Here is a 15520-nt window from a genome sequence, read left to right as displayed (position 1 = left end):
GCGCAGACGCTCTCGCTGATCTTCCACGAGCTGGCGACCAACGCCGCGCGCCACGGGGCGCTGTCGGTCGCGGGCGGCGCGGTCTCGGTCGACTGGCGGATCGAGGACGGCCGGGTCCGTCTCGACTGGGTCGAGAGCGGCAGGCCCGGTATCGGGACGCCGCCGGCCAAGGGTCTGGGCCTGACCCTGGTCGAGCACGGGATCGTCCACGGCCTGGGCGGGCACGCCCGGATCGAGTTCCGCCCCGCCGGGCTCGCCTGCCGCCTGGACTTCCCCGTGCCGGACGCCGCGGCCTGAACGTTTCCGGATGTGCAGGAAACGCTCAGGCCTTTCACGTCAGGCCTTGGCCTGCGCGCCGGCGAGGCCGGGACTGCCGCGCCTGCCGGGCAGCGCCAGCGCGAACGCCGCCCCTGCGAGCGATAGGATCGCGGACAGCTCGATGGCCGCGGAGAAGCCCGTGCTGAAGGCTTCGGGCGATTCGGTGCCGCCGGCGACGGCGAACACCGCGACGGCGGTCGCCACTCCCGAAACGCCGCCGAGAAAGCGGAACATATTGAAGATGCCGGACGCCTTGCCGACGTCCGGCCTGTCGACCGCGCTCAGCACCGCGTTCTGGGCCGCCGGCATGGCCATCGAGACCCCGGCGCCGGCGACGACGAGCGGCGCCACCAGGTTCCAGAACGGCAGGTCCGGCGCGGCGACGAGGCCGATCCAGCCGAAGCCGAGCGCTTGCATCAGCACGCCGGCGACGACCAGCCGGCGCTCGCCCAGCCGGTTGACCAGCCGGCCGGCGACCGGCGCCACGAAGAACAGCGTCGCAGTCCAGGGAAGCAGCCGCAGACCCGCGCCGAGCGGTCCTTCCCCCTGCGCGGACTGGAAGAACTGCGGCAGGAAGAAGACCACGGAATACATGCTGGCGTAGAACAGGAAGCTGGCGCCCACGCCGGCCGAGAACGCGCGCGAGCGGAAGAGCCGCAGCGGGATCAGCGGCTTCTTCGCGCGGCGTTCCCAGGCGACGAAGACGGCGGCCAGCACCACGCCGCCGACCAGCACCGAGACGGTCTCGGCGCTTGCCCAGCCGGCTTCGTTTCCGCGCATGATCCCCCACACCAGGCCGAACGCCGCAAGCGTGACCAGCACCACGCCGAGCACGTCGATCGTCGTGTCCGGTCCGAAGCTCTCCGGCATGCGGCGGCCTGCGAGCGTTACCAGGACGAAGCCGATCGGGATGTTGATCCAGAAGATCCACTGCCATGCGAGGCCCTCGGATATCGCGCCCCCCAGCAGCGGGCCGACGATGATGCCGAGCCCGGTGACCCCGCTGAAGATCCCCAGGGCCTTTCCCCTCTCCTGAGGGGGAAACGTCGCGCTCAGCAACGCCATTGCAAGCGGCATCACCAGCGCGGCGCCGACGCCCTGGACCGCCCGCGCCGCGATCAGAAAGCCGACAGTCGTCGAAAGGGCGCACGCGGCCGACGCCAGGACGAACAGCGCGATCCCCGCGATGAACATCCGCCGCCGCCCGAAGCGGTCGCCGAGGCTGGCGCCGGTCAGCAGCAGCACCGCGAAACTCAGGCTGTAGGCGTTCAGCGTCCACTCCAGCGCCTCGATCGAGGCGTCGAGGTCGGCGCGGATCGTCGTCAGGCTGGCTGCGAGCACCATCGCGTCGAGCGCCGCCATCAGCGATGCCGCGGACGTCAGCCCCAGCACCCAGGCCTTCTGCGAGTTCGACGGTGGGGCGGCTTCCTTCACGGCCAATTGCTTCGTTGGCACATCGTTCATTGTCCGGTTCCTGTGCTAGGCGGTCCGCCATGCGGGTGGATGGGTGGGCAACGGGCTCGGCCGTCGCTGGCCTGCCCATCCGCAAGACGTTCGGGCGATCCCAAAGGAGTCGCCCCGGCGGGCCGGCCGCCGCGAAAACTCTTCGGCCGGAAGCGACTCTTTCAGCGGCCCTCGAACGTCATGGTCCCGAACGCATGAAGGAGTGCCGATCATGGACTTGAAGAATCAGACCGCCGTGGTGACCGGCGGCAGCCGCGGCCTCGGCCTCGGCCTTGTCGAGGCGCTGGTCGACCGCGGCGCCAGGGTGACCGTCGTCGCCCGCACCGCCGGCGACCTCGAAAGCGTGTCGAGGCGGCTGGGCGTCGCGACCATTGCCGCCGACGTCACCGACCGCGCGCAGGCGCGGCGCATCGTTTCCGAGGTTCGACCGACGATCCTGGCGCTCAACGCGGGAGCGCCGCCCGAGATGGGTCCGCTCGACGAGCTGTCCTGGGAGGCGTTCAGCAACACCTGGGAGAACGACGTCAAGGCCGGCCTGTACTGGATCCAGGCGGCGCTGACGACGCCGCTGCCTCGCGCAAGCCGTGTCCTGGTCGGGTCCAGCGGCGCGTCCGTCGGCGGCTCGCCGATGTCCGGCGGCTATGCGTGTGCCAAACGCATGTTGTGGTTCATGGCGAACTACGCCAATAAACTCTCGTCCGAGAGGGGGCTGGGCATTCGCTTCCAGACCGTCGTCCCGCGGCAGATGATCGGCGGCACGGGCACCGGCGAGGCGGCGGCCTCGGCCTATGGCGCCAAGCTGGGGATCGGCGTCGAGCAGTACCTGGAGCGGTTTGGCGCACCGATGCCGCCACGCCGGTTCGGCGAGCACGTCGTCACCCTGCTGACGGACCCGCGGTACGAAGACGGCCTGGCCTTCGGGGTGAAGGGAGACACGGGCATATCCATCCTCGAAGGAGCGCCTGCTTGAGCAACGCACCGCCGACTCCGCCCGCCGACGGCCGGGCGCGGCTGCTCGCGGTCATGGCCGACATACGCCCGGAGCTTCACCGCTATTGCGCGCGCCTCACGGGCTCCGTCTTCGACGGCGAGGACATCGTTCACGATGTCCTCGTCCGGGCCCTCGATGCCGCCGGCGGGCTGGAAGCCGGGACCCCGCTGCGGCCGTGGCTGTTCCGGATCGCCCACAACCGCGCGCTCGACCATCTGAGAGGCCAGGCCGTGAGACGGAGCGAGCCGATGGAAGCGGCGGCGCAGGTCGCGGAGGACCAGGCGATGGAGCCTGACGAAGTCCTCATGCGGCGGGAGGCGGTCGAGGCGGCCTTCTCCCGCTTCATCGAGTTGCCGACCGTCCAGCGGAGCGTGGTCATCCTGAAGGACGTGCTCGGCTACTCTCTCACGGACATCTCCGACCTCCTCGACCTGAGCATCAACGCGGTCAAGGCGGCGCTGAGCCGCGGTCGCATCAGGCTGCGCCAGATCAATGCGGCGTCGCCGACCGAGCCTCCCCCGGCCAGGCCCGCTTCGGCGGAGGCGTCGACGTTCTCCTCGCTGTTCAACCGGCGCGACTGGGATGCACTGCGCTCGCTCCTGGCCGAAGACGTTCTCCTGACCCAGGCGACCCATGCCGACCGGACGGGGCGCGCCGAGGTGGGGCGGTTCTTCACGATCTACGCGGACATCGCGAGGGTCCACCTCGTTCCGGCGCGTCTGGGCGGCGGCGAGGAGGTGATTGCCGTCTTCGAGCAGGTTGGCGACGAGCACCCCGTCTACCTGATGAAGGTGGAGTGGCGGGACGGCCGGATCGCCCGGATCCGCGACTTCCGCTACGCGCGCTACATCCTGGAGGGCGCCGACCTCGTGCTGGCCGAAGCCCATCGCGACGGGGAGGCGGGCAGGGCGGAGACGGGCAGGGCAGAGACGGGCACCGCCACGTGACCGGGCCGGTGCGCTACTCCAGCCCGATCGTCTCCGATGGCTCCTGGATCTGCCGCAGCCGGTCGGTGCGCCATTCCCAGTAGTTCGCGAACGGATCGGCGATCTCGTCGAAGTCGCGGGGCGGCCGGGTGTCGCCCAGCCAGGGCGGCGACAGCCGCGCCTCGGGGCCCAGCAGGGCGGTGTCGTCGGCCAGCGGCGTCAGGTTGGGCTGGGTCGCCGGGCCGCCGAGCGGGTCGGTATAGGTCTCGTAAGGCGTGAAGCCCTGGGCGCTGGCCGCGCCCGGGGCCACGACGGCGACAGCCGCGCCCGAGGCCGCGACGGCGAGGGTGAGCAACAGGGCGATGGCGCGCATGGCGGGTCTCCGTTCCCTACGGTGTCCTGTTGCAGGAACGGGCGGGAAGCCATTTGGTTACGACCGCGCGTTCCGCATCGCCGGCACCCTGCGCGTTTCGGCCGCGGCCGGTCAGAAGAAGCCCGGCGGCATGGGCGGGGTGACGTCGTCGAGGAAGGGCGTGACCAGGGTCACGATGGTTTCCGCCTCCGCCATCACGCCGATATGCGACGTGCCCGGAAGGACCAGCAGCCGCGCGAGCGGCGGTTCCGTAAGGAAGCCCCGGGCCGCGAGCTCCGGCGCCCCGCCGCCCCGCATGCGGAACATCTCGACCGCGTGTTCCGGCCCCATGATGTCGTAGTCGCCCATCACGATCATGGTCTTGTGCCCGAGCGCGCGCATCTCCGCGTTCCAGTCGAAGGGCGTGGCATCCAGGACCTTCAGCTTCTCCACCAGGATCGGGAAGTCCTGCGGGCGCGGCGCCAGCCGGTCGTACTCGCGCCGGATCGGCGAGCCGTCGAAGACCTCCGGGGTGATCTGGGCGATGCCGGCCAGGACCTCGGGATAGGCCGAGTCCAGCCGCGTGCCGGCCGAAACGGATACCAGCTTGGCGACTTTCTCCGGGTGCCGGATCGCCATCTGGAACGCCGCGCTCCCGCCCATGGAGTAGCCGAACACGTCCGCCTGCCGCACGCCGGCGGCGTCCAGCACCGCCGCGGCGTCGTCGGCCATGGCCTCGTAGGTGATCGGGCCGTCGGCGTCTCCGGTCCGGCCATGCCCGCGCAGGTCCACCGCGATGACCGGACGGGTGCGTGCGAACCGTTCGACGAACGGCGCCATGGCGTCGGCCGACATGTAGGCGCCGTGCAGAACGAGCAGCGGCGTCCCGCCCGAGCGCAGATCGCCATGGACGTCGTAGTGGACGGCGAGGCCCTTGGAATCCGCGACCTCTGCCTGGGCTCGCGTCGCCGGCGCGGCCAGCAGGGCCAGGCCGACGATGGCGGCGGCGGCGGACAGCAGCGGCCGGCCCGGTTTTGCTGCGATTGGCACCATGTTCCCTCTCTTCCTCTCGTCTGAAGCGTCAGCCAGGCCGTCCGCGGCCTCGCGTCGTCAACCCTGCCCGGTCATGGCGGCGAGGTCCATCCAGGCCGGCTCGAACGTATGGCCGTCGGGATCCTCGAAGGTCCGCAGATACATGAAGCCCATGTCCTGGCGCTCTCGGGTGTCGGCCCTGCCGCCGGCGGCCGCGGCGGCCTCCACGATGGCGTCGACCTCCTCCCGGCTGTCGCGCGACAGGGCGATGAGCATCGCGCTGGCCTGGTGCGCGTCGGCGATCGGCTTCGACGTGAACGTCGAGTAGTACGCGTGGGTCAGCAACTGGAACGTGATGGCGTCCGACCACACCATCGACGATGCGTTCTCGTCGCTGAACTGCTCGTTCTTCCGGCACCCGATCGCCTCGTAGAAGCGGGTCGAGGCAGCCAGGTCCTTCACCGGCAGGTTCAGGAAGATCATCTTTGCCATCTGCGTATCCTCTTTGTTTTGCCTACAGCCACTCGGTGACGAACCGATGATTGGCGTGGATGTCGATCATTTCGACTTCGTCGCTCTTGGTGGAGAACATGTGCGGCATCCCCGGCGGGATCACGACGATCCGGCCGGCCGAAGCCTCGAAGCTCGACGTGCCGTCGGAGAAGACCACCGTTCCCTTCCTGACGATGAAGGTCTCGGAATAGGGATGGCGGTGAAGCTTGACCCCTCCTCCCGGGCGGTCGATGCGCGTGAAGATGATGGAGACCCCGGAGCCGAAGTCGGCTCCCCGGAACTCGCCCTGCCAGGGGGCTTCGCCCTGCGTCCACGGGATGCTGTTCGCCGTCATGTCGCCCTCCGTTGCTCGGTCGGACCTTACCGTCTAGGATGACATGCGGGTAGTAACAGGAATGAAATGCGGGATTTCGCCGGCCAGCGGCTTCAATGGGACGACCTCCACCTCGTGCTGGCGGTCGCGCGGGCGGGGTCCTTCGCCGGCGCGGCCGCGCAGCTCGGCGTGAGCACGCCGACCGTCTTCCGGCGCGCGAAGGGTCTGGAGCAACGCCTGGGGACGCTGGTCTTCCGGCGCGACAACACCGGCGTGTCGCTGACCGCGGCCGGAACGGATGCCGCCGCCCTCGCCGAGCAGATCGAGGCGCAGATCGGCGCGCTGGAGGCCAGGGTCGGCAACGAGGATGCCGAGGCCGCGGGGACGATCCGCCTCGCGACCGTCGACACTCTGGTCGCCGGGCCGCTGATGCCGCTGGTGGCGCGGTTCCGGCGCCGGCACCCGGCCGTCCTTCTCGATCTGCGCGTCGGGATGGGGATGGCGGACCTGCGCCACCGGGAGGTCGACGCCGCACTCCGCGCCGGCGGCGAGCCGCCCGAAAGCCTGGTCGGGCGCAAGCTGTGCCGGATCGCCGTCGCGACCTACCGCGCCGCGGCGTCCTCCGCCCCCGGCGCCGGCGAGCTGGGACGCCAGCCCTGGGTGGTGCCCGGCGAAGAACTCGGCCATCTGGCGTCGGCGCGCTGGCTCAGGGAGGCCGCGTACTCCGCGCGCGTGGTCCTCAAGGTCAACAGCCTGCATTCGCTCGCCCTGGCCGTTGCGGAAGGCATCGGCCTCGGCGTGCTGCCCTGCTATCTCGCGGACGCCGATCCGAGGCTGGCGCGCATCGGCGACCCGATAGAGGAGCTGTCGAGCGACCTGTGGTTCCTGATCCACCGCGAACTGCGGCACGCGGCGAGGATACGGGTGCTGTCGGACTTCCTCGCGCGGGAGTTCCACGCCTTGCGCCCGCTGTTCCAGGGGACTCTCGGGCGCGGTTGAGGGACGCGGCGCGCGGCGTGCTTGGCCGGGCGCCGCGTCCTCGGGGTCAGCCCGCCGCCACGGCCGCGCCGCGCCGCTTCTTCGCGGCCGGTGCGCCGGCCTGCTCCGCGCCATGGGCGACGACGCCGTTCTTCATCACGAACCGGTGGTTGGCGAGGCTGGCGACCGCCTCGATGTCGGCCTCCGGGTCGCCCGCGACCAGCAGCAGGTCGGCCGCCATGCCGTCCGCGATGCGGCCGCGGTCCGACAGCCGCATCAGCTCCGCCCCGTTCGCGGTCGAGGCCCGCAGCACGTCCAGCGCGGGGATGCCGAGATCGGCCATGCAGCGCAGCTCGGCCACGTTCTCGCCATGCCGGTTGAACGGCGTGCCGGCGTCGGTGCCCATGGCCAGGATGCCGCCGGCGGCGTGGAACGCCTTGATCGACGCGCCGTGGCGCAGCTTCATGCGCTGGGCCTTCTCCACCATGAAGGGGGGGATGGCCTTGTCCGTCGAGGTCAGGATGGTGTCGATCGCGATCAGCGTCGGCACCAGGACCGTGCCCCGGGCCAGCATCTCGGCGATGCATTCCTCGTTCAGGAGGATGCCGTGCTCGATCGAATCGACGCCGGCGCGCACGGCGTTGAGGATGCCCTCGGCCCCCTGGGCGTGGCTGGCGCAGTGCCGGTGGAAGCGGTGGCCCTCGCGCACGCCGGCCGACAGCTCCTCGAAGCTGTAATGCGCGTCCTCGGGGTTGACCCCGGGGGTCAGCACCCCGCCGGTCGCCATGATCTTGATCAGGTCGCTGCCGGCATGGATCTGCTCGCGCACGGCCTTGACCACCTCGTCGACGCCGTCGGCGATCCGGCCGGTGGAGTTGCCGTGCCCGCCGGTCATGCACACCATGCGGCCCGCGGCCCGGATCGTCGGGCCGAGGAAGCGGCCGTCGTTGCAGGCGTCGCGGGCGGCGAACTCGATGTAGTCCTTGCCGCCGCAGTCGCGCACCGCGGTGATCCCGCCGCGCAGGGTGCGCAGCGCGTTGTCGAGCGCCTTGACCGCGATCTGGCCGGGTCTCTGCGTCTGCAGCGCCGCCCAGGGGTTGGGCCCGCCGTCGAAGACGAGATGGACGTGGCAGTCGACCAGGCCCGGCAGCAGCGTGCAGCCCGTGGTGTCGACCCGGCGCCCGGCGTGGCCCTCGAACTCGGCCAGCGGCGCGACGCGCGCGATGGCGGCTCCTTCGACCAGGACCCCGTGCCCGTCGAGGAAGTCCCGGCCGTCGAACACCCGGCCGCCCGCGTAAAGAACGCTCATGCTCTCCTTCCTTCCAGTGGAACTCCCGCCGAATCGACCGGCAGGCGCGCTTCTTCGATCGCGTGGCAGGCGACGGCGGCCCCGTGCGCGTGGCGAAGCCGCGGCCGCTCGCTGCGGCAGCGGTCGTTCGCGAAGGGGCAGCGGGGGTGGAAGGCGCAGCCCGTCGGCGGGTCGATCGGGCTCGGCACCTCGCCGGCCATGGGCTGGCGGTCCCGGCCCGACATCTCCAGGTCCGGCACGGTCTCCAGCAGCAGCCGCGTATAGGGGTGGAGCGGGCGGGCGAACAGGTCCCCGACCTCCGCCACTTCGACCAGCCGGCCCAGATACATCACACCCACGCGATCGGAGATGTGATAGATCACGGCCAAGTTGTGGCTGATGAACAGGTATGTCAGCCCGTACTCGCGCTGCAAATCCTTCAGCAGGTTCAGGATCTGCGCCTGGACCGAGACGTCGAGCGCCGAGGTCGGCTCGTCGCACACCAGGAACTCCGGCTCCGAGGCGAGGCCGCGCGCGATCGAGATGCGCTGGCGCTGGCCGCCCGAGAACTCGTGCGGGAACTTGTCCGCGTCGGTCGGCGACAGCCCGACCTGGCTCAGCAGCTCGTCGACGCGCCGCCGCAGGGCCGCCGGCTCGGTGAGCAGGCGGTGGGTGCGGATCGGCTCGGCGATGATGTCGCGCACGCGCCAGCGCGGGTTGAGGCTCGCATAGGGGTCCTGGAAGATCATCTGGACCTTGCGGTGGAACGGCGCGCGTTCCGCGCGGCCGCGCAGCGCGGCGAGGTCGACGCCTTCGAACTCGATCGTGCCCCCGGTCGGCCGGTACAGCCCGACCAGCAGGCGCGCGACCGTGGATTTCCCGCAGCCGCTCTCGCCCACGACCGAGAAGGTCTCGCCGCGCCGGACGTCGAGGTCGATGCCGTCCACGGCCTTCAGCATGGTCCGGGGGCGCCGTTCCAGCAGGCGGGTCAGCAGCGGCGCCGAGACCTCGAAATGGCAGGCGAGGTCGCGGGCGCGCACCAGCGTCTCGCCGGCCGCGGGGCGGGCGAACTCCACGCCGCCTCGGGTCTTCGTCTCAGGCATCCACGGCCTCCGGCGTGTCGTGCAGCCAGCAGGCCGCGAGTGTGCGCCCCGTCGGCAGCGCTTCCGGCCGCTCGGCGGTGCAGCGCGCGAAGGCGTGGGGGCAGCGGGGGTGGAAGGCGCAGCCCTGCGGGATCTCGAACAGCCGCGGCATCGAACCGTCGATCTGGCGCAGCCGGTCGCGCGGCCCGCCGATGGCGGGGATGGAGGCCATCAGCCCGGCGGTGTAGGGATGGCCCGGGTTCTTGACAACGTCGCGCACCGGCCCGATCTCGGCGATGCGGCCGGCATACATCACCGCGACGTCGTCCGCCGTCTCGGCGATCACGCCCATGTCGTGGGTCACCAGCATCACCGCCGTGCCGTGCTCGCGGCACAGGCGCTTCAGCAGCGCGATGATCTGGGCCTGGATCGACACGTCGAGCGCGGTGGTCGGCTCGTCCGCGATCACCAGCCTGGGATTGACGCACAGCGCCAACGCGATCACCACCCGCTGGCGCATGCCGCCGGAGAACTGGTGCGGGTAGGCGTCGACCCGCTGCTCGGGCGAGGGGATGCCGACCTCGCCCAGCAGCTCCACCGCGCGCCGCCGTGCCTGGGTCGGCGTCATCTCGGTATGGGTCAGGATCGTCTCGGTGAGCTGGCGGCCCACGGTGTAGAGCGGGTTCAGGCTGGTCAGCGGGTCCTGGAAGATCGCGCCGATCTCGCGCCCGCGGATGCGCCGCATCTGCTCGTAGGGCAGGTTGTCGATGCGGCGCCCGTCGAACAGGATGCGCCCGCCGGCGATGCGCAGCGGCGGCTCCAGCAGGCCGATCACGGCGGTCCCGGTCAGCGACTTGCCGGCACCCGACTCGCCGACGACGCCCAGCACCTTGCCCGGCTCGATCGCGAAGGAGACGCCGTCGACCGCGGCCAGGGTGCCCCGGCGCGTCGGCAGCTCGATGCGGAGGTCTTGGACTTCGAGGAGCGGCATCAGCGGAGCTTGGGGTTGAGCGCGTCGCGCAGCCAGTCGCCCAGCAGGTTGACCGAGAGCGCGAGGGCGACGAGGGCGATGCCGGGGAAGATGGTGATCCACCACTCTCCGGAGAACAGGAAGTCGTTGCCGACCCGGATCAGCGTCCCGAGCGAGGGCTGCGTCGGCGGCACGCCAAGGCCGAGGAAGGACAGCGTCGCCTCCGTGATGATCGCGAGCGCGAGGTTGATGGTGGCGATCACCAGCACGGGGCCGATCGCGTTGGGAAGGATGTGGTGCGCCAGGATGCGCAGCGGGTGGACGCCGATCACGCGCGCCGCCTGGACGTAGTCCTTGGACCGCTCGACCAGGGCCGATCCGCGCACGGTGCGGGCGTACTGCACCCAGTAGCTGAGGCCGATCGCCAGCACGACGACGTAGAGCGCCGTGTCCGCGTGCAGGTCGCGCGGCAGCACGCTGCGCGCGACGCCGTCGATCAGCAGCGCGATCAGGATGGCGGGGAAGCTGAGCTGGACGTCGGCCATGCGCATGATGACGCTGTCGACCCAGCCGCCGAGATATCCCGCCAGCAGCCCGAGCGTGACGCCGACCACGGCCGCGAACAGCACAGAGGTGAAGCCGACGAACAGCGACACGCGCATGCCGTGGAGGATGGCGGACAGGACGTCCCGGCCCTGGTCGTCGGCTCCCAGCAGGAAGCGCGGGTCCCCGCCCTCGGTCCAGGCCGGCGGGGTGAAGGCGTCGAACAGGTCGAGGGTCGCGAGGTCGAACGGGTCCTGCGGCGCGATCCAGGGCGCCAGCAGCGCCGACAGGACCAGCACCAGGGTGACGACCGCGGCTGCGATCGTGGCCGGCGAGTGGCGGAAGCTCCAGGCCAGCTCGCTGTCGATCAGCCTGCGGAACCGGCCCGCCGGCCGTGGGCGGGCGGTGGCGTCCGGGGGCAGCGCGTCAATGGCCATGGCCGGCCGCCGTTCCCCGGTCGATGCGCAGGCGCGGGTCGACCACGTAGTACAGCAGGTCGACGATGAGGTTGATGACGACGAAGAAGAACGCCATCAGGACGAGATAGGCGGCCATCACCGGGATGTCGGCGAACAGCACGGCCTGGATGAAGAGGAGTCCCATGCCCGGCCACTGGAATACGGTTTCGGTGATGATCGAGAAGGCGATGATCGAGCCGAGTTGGAGGCCCGTGATCGTGATGACCGGGACCATCGTGTTCTTCAGCGCATGGCCGAAATTGACCGCCCGGTTCGTCAGCCCGCGGGCGCGCGCGAACTTGATGTAGTCGGTGCGCAGCACCTCCAGCATCTCCGCGCGCACAAGGCGCATGATCAGCGTCATCTGGAACAGCCCCAGCGTCACCGCCGGCAGGATCAGCGCCTTCAGCCCCTCGCTCGTCAGCAGGCCCGTCTGCCACCAGCCGAGGTCGACCGTCGGCCCGCGCCCGAAGGAGGGCAGCCAGCCGAGCTGCACCGAGAAGACGAGGATCAGCAGGATGCCGATCAGGAAGGTCGGCAGCGACACCCCGATCAGCGACACCGTCATCAGCAGGCGCGACAGCGACCCCCGGCGGTGGAGCCCGGTATAGACGCCCATCGGCACGCCGATCAGGAGCGCGAGCAGGGCCGCGACGAAGCTGAGTTCCAGCGTCGCGGGCATGCGCTCGAGGATCAGCTCGTCCACGGGGCGCGCGTGCTGGTAGGACAGGCCGAACTCGCCCTGCGCCGCCCGGCCGACGAAGCGGGCGAACTGGACCACGAAGGGATCGTTGAGGCCGAGGCTCTCGCGAAGCTTGGCCCGGTCCTCGAGCGACGTGTCCTGGCCGACGACGTTGGCGATCGGGTCGCCGACGAAGTTGAACAGCGCGAAGGCCACGAAGGCGACCGTCAGCATGACGATCACCGACTGGACCAGGCGCTGCACGATGAACGCGATCATGCGGGGCCTTTGCCGTAGCGGAGCAGGGACCGTCCCGCCGGCCTCCGGGGAGGCCGGCGGGACGGCGTCAGGCCCTTACTGCAGGCGCACGAAGCGCAGCGGGAAGTAGTTGTCCGCGAGCTGGACGAGGTCCACGTTGTCGCGCGCGGCCCACACCACCGTCTGCTGGTGCAGCGGGATGTGGCCGAACTCCTCCTTGTGGATCGTCAGCGCCTCCTGGATCATCGCGTCGCGCTTGTCGGCGTCCGTCTCGGACAGGATCGCGGCCGTCAGCTCGTCCACCCGCGGGTTGGAGTAGCCGCCGACGTTGAACAGGCCCTGGCTGCCCTTGTCGTCCCCGCGCGAGGCGACGAGGTTGTACAGCGCGTTGTGGGCGTCGTAGGTCGACGGCGTCCAGCCCAGCATGTAGAAGCTGGTGTCGTAGGCCGGCCCGAGGATCTTCGCGAAGTACTTGGAGCGGGTCTGGGCGTTGAGGTTTACCTTGACCCCGACGCGCGCCAGCATGCTGGCGACCGCCTGGCAGATGGCCTCGTCGTTGACGTAGCGGTCGTTCGGGCAGTCCAGGCCGACCTCGAACCCGTCGGCGTATCCCGCCTCGGCCAGCAGCTTGCGGGCCAGCTCGACGTCATGGGGATAGCGCTCGCCCAGCTCGTCGGTGTAGCCGTTGATGCCCTCGCCGATCATGGTGCCGACCGGGGCGGACGCGCCGCGCATCACCTTGCTCTTGATCGCGTCCATGTCGATCGCGCGGTAGAACGCCTCGCGGACCTTCGGGTCCTTGAAGGGGTTCTTGCCCTTGACGCTGCTCTCCAGCAGCTCGTCGCGCGTCTGGTCGAAGCCGAGGAAGATCGTGCGCAGCTCCGGGCCTTCGACGATGCGCAGGCCGGGCGTGCGGCGGATGCGCTCGACGTCCTGCGGCGGCACCGTGTAGATCATGTCGATCTCGCCCGACAGCAGCGCGGCCACGCGGGTGGCGTCGTTGCCGATGCGCGAGAAGACGACCTCGGTCAGGTTGTGCTCGGGCTCGTCCCACCAGTTCGGGTTCGGCACCAGCACCGTCTTCACGTCGGGCTGGCGGTCCTGCAGCATGAACGGGCCGGTGCCGTTCGCGTTGCGGCTGGCGTAGGTCTCCTCGTTCTTGGTCAGGTCGGCGGCCTGGGTGGCGTTGTTCGCCTCGGACCACTCCTTGTCCATGATGTACCAGTCGGAGATCTCCTCCAGCAGGATCGGGTTCGGGCCGTTGGTCACGAACTCGACCGTGTGGTCGTCGATCTTGCGGACCTCCTTGACCGAGGCGAGCTTGGTCGGGATGTTCGAGCCCGGCCCGGTCGCGCGCTGGTAGGAGAACACGACGTCGTCGGCCGTGAACGGCGCGCCGTCGTGGAACTTCACGTCCTCGCGCAGCTTGAAGCGCCAGGTGTCGGGGGCCGTCTGCGTCCATTCCGTCGCCAGCGCCGGCTCCACCTTGAGGTTCTTGTCCCGGCGGACGAGCGGCTCGTAGATGTTCGACATGAAGCTCAGCAGGAACGTCTCGTTCCGGGCGTACGGGTCCATCGAGTTGACGTCGCCGTCGTTCGCCCATTTGAGCGTCTTTGCCATCGCCGGCTGCGCGGCGAGGATGGCCACCGCGGCCACGGCGGACAGGAGGATGGTTTTGGACATGAATGCTCCCTGAAGCGTCCCTCGGCGTCGGCCGCGTTCGTTTGCGGCCCTTTGGCGCCTTTTTACGCAACGAGCATAACCCGCTATGGCATTGCGTCAACCAAATCCACCCTTCGCGCTCCTTTCGCGACGGCGCTTGGCCGGGCGGGGCGGGACGACTATCCTCCGGCTGTTCCCGGAACGGCGCTAGACACGGCGAGCCCCATGCAGAAGCACCCCGATTTTCCGAATCTCCACGTCCTGACGCATCCGCTGATCCAGCACAAGCTCAGCCACATGCGCGACCGCGAGCGGTCGACCATGGGCTTCCGCACCCTGCTGAAGGAGATCGCGCTGCTGATGGGCTACGAGATCACGCGCGACCTGCCCATGACGACGGAGCGGATCGACACGCCGCTGGCGCCCATGGACGCGCCGGTGATCGCCGGCAAGAAGGTCGCGGTCGTGCCGATCCTGCGGGCCGGCCTCGGCATGGCGCTCGGCCTGCACGAGTTGATGCCCTCGGCGCGCGAGGGCCATATCGGGCTCTACCGCGACCACGACACCAAGCAGCCCGTCGAGTACCTCGTGAAGCTGCCCGAGCCGGAAGGCCGCATCTTCATCCTCGTCGACCCGATGCTCGCCACCGGCCACTCGGCCGTGCATGCCTGCGACGTGCTGAACCGGCACGGCGTCGACGACCGCAACATCCGCTTCATGGCGCTGGTCGCGGCGCCGGAGGGCATGCGCGTGTTCTCGGCCGCCCATCCGGGGGTCAGGGTCTTCTGCGCGGCGCTCGACAGCCACCTGGACGAGAACGCCTACATCGTCCCCGGGCTCGGCGACGCGGGCGACCGCATGTTCGGCACGAAGTGAGGGGAAGCCCGGCCTACCACAGCCATTCCGCGACCCAGGACTGATGCGCGCACAGGCCCGGAAGGTCCGGGAACAGCCTGCCGCTCTCGACGCCGAGCCGGTTCAGGTGCTTCAGGATGTCGAGGCGCATCGGCCCCGGGATCAGGATGCGCGTCAGCTCCAGGCCGACCGCCTCGGCCATCTCCGGGAAGGGCGTGCCGGAAAGCCGGGTCTCGAAGCTGAACAGGCCCTCCTGGGAGGCGATGCGCGAGGAGATGATCGGCGGGTTGAACAGCAGCACTCCCGGGTCGTCCGCCCCGCCGTCACCGATCACGCCGCCCTCGCGCGGGACCATGTCGCGCACGCGGTCCATCGCCAGGATCTGCCGGTGCTCCTGTTCCTCGTCGCCGATCTCCCACATGAACACGAAGGCGTCGTCCCAGTCGCCCGCAGGCCGGTAGGCGCCGCGCTCGCTGACGGCGAAGTAGAGCGCGATCAGCGGGTTGCGGGTCCAGTCGAGCAGCCGGGTCGGGAGCTGGTGGTGCTGGGCCACCGCGAGCCAGTTCAGGTGGCAGTCCGGCACCGCTTCCAGGAAGGGCAGGGACTGGCGCTGGAACGCCTCGATCAGCCGGGCCTCGTAGCGCCACAGCGGCAGCTTCTGCTCGTCGCCGGTGTCCTCCCGGATGCGCCGGTTGCGAGCCCAGGACCGCACGACGGTCGAGGTCATGCCGTCGACGGGGTCCTTCGCGCCGCGGAACTGGACCGTCCGTCCCGCGAGGCTGCAGACCATGTCGACGTAGTCCGCCAGCGATACGATCCGGACTTCCTTCATCTG

Annotated in this window: 16 protein-coding genes and 1 pseudogene; 5 read left to right on the top strand and 12 right to left on the bottom strand. The window is 70.1% G+C overall.

All coding sequences use genetic code 11. The features are described 5' to 3' along the window. A pseudogene (locus VGO20_RS14915) lies at positions 1-297 on the top strand (sensor histidine kinase); the annotation flags it as partial. A 39-nt stretch (positions 298-336) separates the two neighbouring features. Here the strand turns inward: VGO20_RS14915 and VGO20_RS14910 are convergent. Continuing rightward, complete coding sequence (locus tag VGO20_RS14910; RefSeq protein ID WP_327503159.1) at positions 337-1782, bottom strand: MFS transporter; 1446 nt, start codon at positions 1780-1782, stop codon at positions 337-339. A gap of 211 nt (positions 1783-1993) precedes the next feature. Between VGO20_RS14910 and VGO20_RS14905 the strand changes: the two genes are divergently transcribed. Both VGO20_RS14905 and VGO20_RS14900 read left to right on the top strand, forming a co-directional pair. Further along, positions 1994-2752: an SDR family NAD(P)-dependent oxidoreductase gene (locus VGO20_RS14905; RefSeq protein ID WP_327503158.1), complete on the top strand. Its 759-nt coding sequence runs from the start codon at positions 1994-1996 to the stop codon at positions 2750-2752. Continuing rightward, a complete protein-coding gene (locus VGO20_RS14900; protein WP_327503157.1) occupies positions 2749-3720 on the top strand; it encodes a sigma-70 family RNA polymerase sigma factor in 972 nt (323 codons plus the stop codon). Before VGO20_RS14905 ends, VGO20_RS14900 begins: the two co-directional genes overlap by 4 nt. Before the next feature lie 13 nt (positions 3721-3733). On the opposite strand, the gene VGO20_RS14895 is transcribed toward VGO20_RS14900, so the two are convergent. The 4 genes from VGO20_RS14895 to VGO20_RS14880 form a co-directional block, all read right to left on the bottom strand. Further along, positions 3734-4072, bottom strand: coding sequence for a hypothetical protein (locus VGO20_RS14895; protein ID WP_327503156.1), 339 nt, complete (start codon positions 4070-4072; stop codon positions 3734-3736). A 111-nt stretch (positions 4073-4183) separates the two neighbouring features. Next, entirely contained in the window at positions 4184-5104 is a 921-nt protein-coding gene (locus tag VGO20_RS14890) for an alpha/beta fold hydrolase (protein ID WP_327503155.1), read from the bottom strand. Positions 5105-5161: 57 nt separating this feature from the next. Beyond that, positions 5162-5575 carry a VOC family protein gene (locus VGO20_RS14885; RefSeq protein ID WP_327503154.1) on the bottom strand — a complete coding sequence of 138 codons (414 nt, stop codon included), beginning with the start codon at positions 5573-5575 and terminating at the stop codon, positions 5162-5164. 22 nt (positions 5576-5597) lie between these two features. Continuing rightward, complete coding sequence (locus VGO20_RS14880; RefSeq protein ID WP_327503153.1) at positions 5598-5930, bottom strand: cupin domain-containing protein; 333 nt, start codon at positions 5928-5930, stop codon at positions 5598-5600. Between the two features lie 66 nt (positions 5931-5996). On the opposite strand from VGO20_RS14880, the gene VGO20_RS14875 reads away from it, so the two are divergent. After that, positions 5997-6908, top strand: coding sequence for a LysR family transcriptional regulator (locus VGO20_RS14875; RefSeq protein ID WP_327503152.1), 912 nt, complete (start codon positions 5997-5999; stop codon positions 6906-6908). Between the two features lie 46 nt (positions 6909-6954). Here the strand turns inward: VGO20_RS14875 and VGO20_RS14870 are convergent, their stop codons facing one another. The 6 genes from VGO20_RS14870 to VGO20_RS14845 all read right to left on the bottom strand — a co-directional run bounded on the left by VGO20_RS14870 (position 6955) and on the right by VGO20_RS14845 (position 13851). Further along, positions 6955-8196, bottom strand: coding sequence for a metal-dependent hydrolase family protein (locus tag VGO20_RS14870; protein WP_327503151.1), 1242 nt, complete (start codon positions 8194-8196; stop codon positions 6955-6957). Beyond that, positions 8193-9278, bottom strand: a complete 1086-nt coding sequence (locus VGO20_RS14865; protein ID WP_327503150.1) for an ABC transporter ATP-binding protein — start codon at positions 9276-9278, stop codon at positions 8193-8195. Before VGO20_RS14865 ends, VGO20_RS14870 begins: the two co-directional genes overlap by 4 nt. Further along, entirely contained in the window at positions 9271-10248 is a 978-nt protein-coding gene (locus tag VGO20_RS14860) for an ABC transporter ATP-binding protein (RefSeq protein ID WP_327503149.1), read from the bottom strand. Before VGO20_RS14860 ends, VGO20_RS14865 begins: the two co-directional genes overlap by 8 nt. Next, positions 10248-11207, bottom strand: coding sequence for an ABC transporter permease (locus VGO20_RS14855; protein ID WP_327503148.1), 960 nt, complete (start codon positions 11205-11207; stop codon positions 10248-10250). The genes VGO20_RS14860 and VGO20_RS14855 overlap by 1 nt, the downstream gene beginning before the upstream one ends. Further along, a complete protein-coding gene (locus VGO20_RS14850) occupies positions 11197-12189 on the bottom strand; it encodes an ABC transporter permease (RefSeq protein WP_327503147.1) in 993 nt (330 codons plus the stop codon). The genes VGO20_RS14855 and VGO20_RS14850 overlap by 11 nt, the downstream gene beginning before the upstream one ends. 75 nt (positions 12190-12264) lie before the next feature. Next, a complete protein-coding gene (locus VGO20_RS14845; RefSeq protein WP_327503146.1) occupies positions 12265-13851 on the bottom strand; it encodes an ABC transporter substrate-binding protein in 1587 nt (528 codons plus the stop codon). A 204-nt stretch (positions 13852-14055) separates the two neighbouring features. On the opposite strand from VGO20_RS14845, the gene upp reads away from it, so the two are divergent. Then, a complete protein-coding gene (gene upp, locus VGO20_RS14840; protein WP_327503145.1) occupies positions 14056-14706 on the top strand; it encodes a uracil phosphoribosyltransferase in 651 nt (216 codons plus the stop codon). A 13-nt stretch (positions 14707-14719) separates the two neighbouring features. Here the strand turns inward: upp and VGO20_RS14835 are convergent. Further along, positions 14720-15520: FRG domain-containing protein (locus VGO20_RS14835; protein ID WP_327503144.1), on the bottom strand; the 801-nt coding region annotated here is incomplete at its 5' end.

The organism is Arenibaculum sp. (assembly GCF_035998295.1).
Lineage (GTDB): Bacteria > Pseudomonadota > Alphaproteobacteria > Azospirillales > Azospirillaceae > DASYHS01.
This window is presented reverse-complemented; position numbering and strand designations above follow the sequence as displayed.

Excerpts from the sequence above, each read along its gene's own strand:
- VGO20_RS14910 (WP_327503159.1), bottom strand. The coding sequence starts at position 1,782 with ATGAACGATGTGCCAACGAAGCAATTGGCCGTGAAGGAAGCCGCCCCA.
- VGO20_RS14905 (WP_327503158.1), top strand. The coding sequence starts at position 1,994 with ATGGACTTGAAGAATCAGACCGCCGTGGTGACCGGCGGCAGCCGCGGC.
- VGO20_RS14895 (WP_327503156.1), bottom strand. The coding sequence starts at position 4,072 with ATGCGCGCCATCGCCCTGTTGCTCACCCTCGCCGTCGCGGCCTCGGGC.
- VGO20_RS14890 (WP_327503155.1), bottom strand. The coding sequence starts at position 5,104 with ATGGTGCCAATCGCAGCAAAACCGGGCCGGCCGCTGCTGTCCGCCGCC.
- VGO20_RS14885 (WP_327503154.1), bottom strand. The coding sequence starts at position 5,575 with ATGGCAAAGATGATCTTCCTGAACCTGCCGGTGAAGGACCTGGCTGCC.
- VGO20_RS14880 (WP_327503153.1), bottom strand. The coding sequence starts at position 5,930 with ATGACGGCGAACAGCATCCCGTGGACGCAGGGCGAAGCCCCCTGGCAG.
- VGO20_RS14875 (WP_327503152.1), top strand. The coding sequence starts at position 5,997 with ATGCGGGATTTCGCCGGCCAGCGGCTTCAATGGGACGACCTCCACCTC.
- VGO20_RS14870 (WP_327503151.1), bottom strand. The coding sequence starts at position 8,196 with ATGAGCGTTCTTTACGCGGGCGGCCGGGTGTTCGACGGCCGGGACTTC.
- VGO20_RS14865 (WP_327503150.1), bottom strand. The coding sequence starts at position 9,278 with ATGCCTGAGACGAAGACCCGAGGCGGCGTGGAGTTCGCCCGCCCCGCG.
- VGO20_RS14860 (WP_327503149.1), bottom strand. The coding sequence starts at position 10,248 with ATGCCGCTCCTCGAAGTCCAAGACCTCCGCATCGAGCTGCCGACGCGC.
- VGO20_RS14855 (WP_327503148.1), bottom strand. The coding sequence starts at position 11,207 with ATGGCCATTGACGCGCTGCCCCCGGACGCCACCGCCCGCCCACGGCCG.
- VGO20_RS14850 (WP_327503147.1), bottom strand. The coding sequence starts at position 12,189 with ATGATCGCGTTCATCGTGCAGCGCCTGGTCCAGTCGGTGATCGTCATG.
- VGO20_RS14845 (WP_327503146.1), bottom strand. The coding sequence starts at position 13,851 with ATGTCCAAAACCATCCTCCTGTCCGCCGTGGCCGCGGTGGCCATCCTC.
- upp (WP_327503145.1), top strand. The coding sequence starts at position 14,056 with ATGCAGAAGCACCCCGATTTTCCGAATCTCCACGTCCTGACGCATCCG.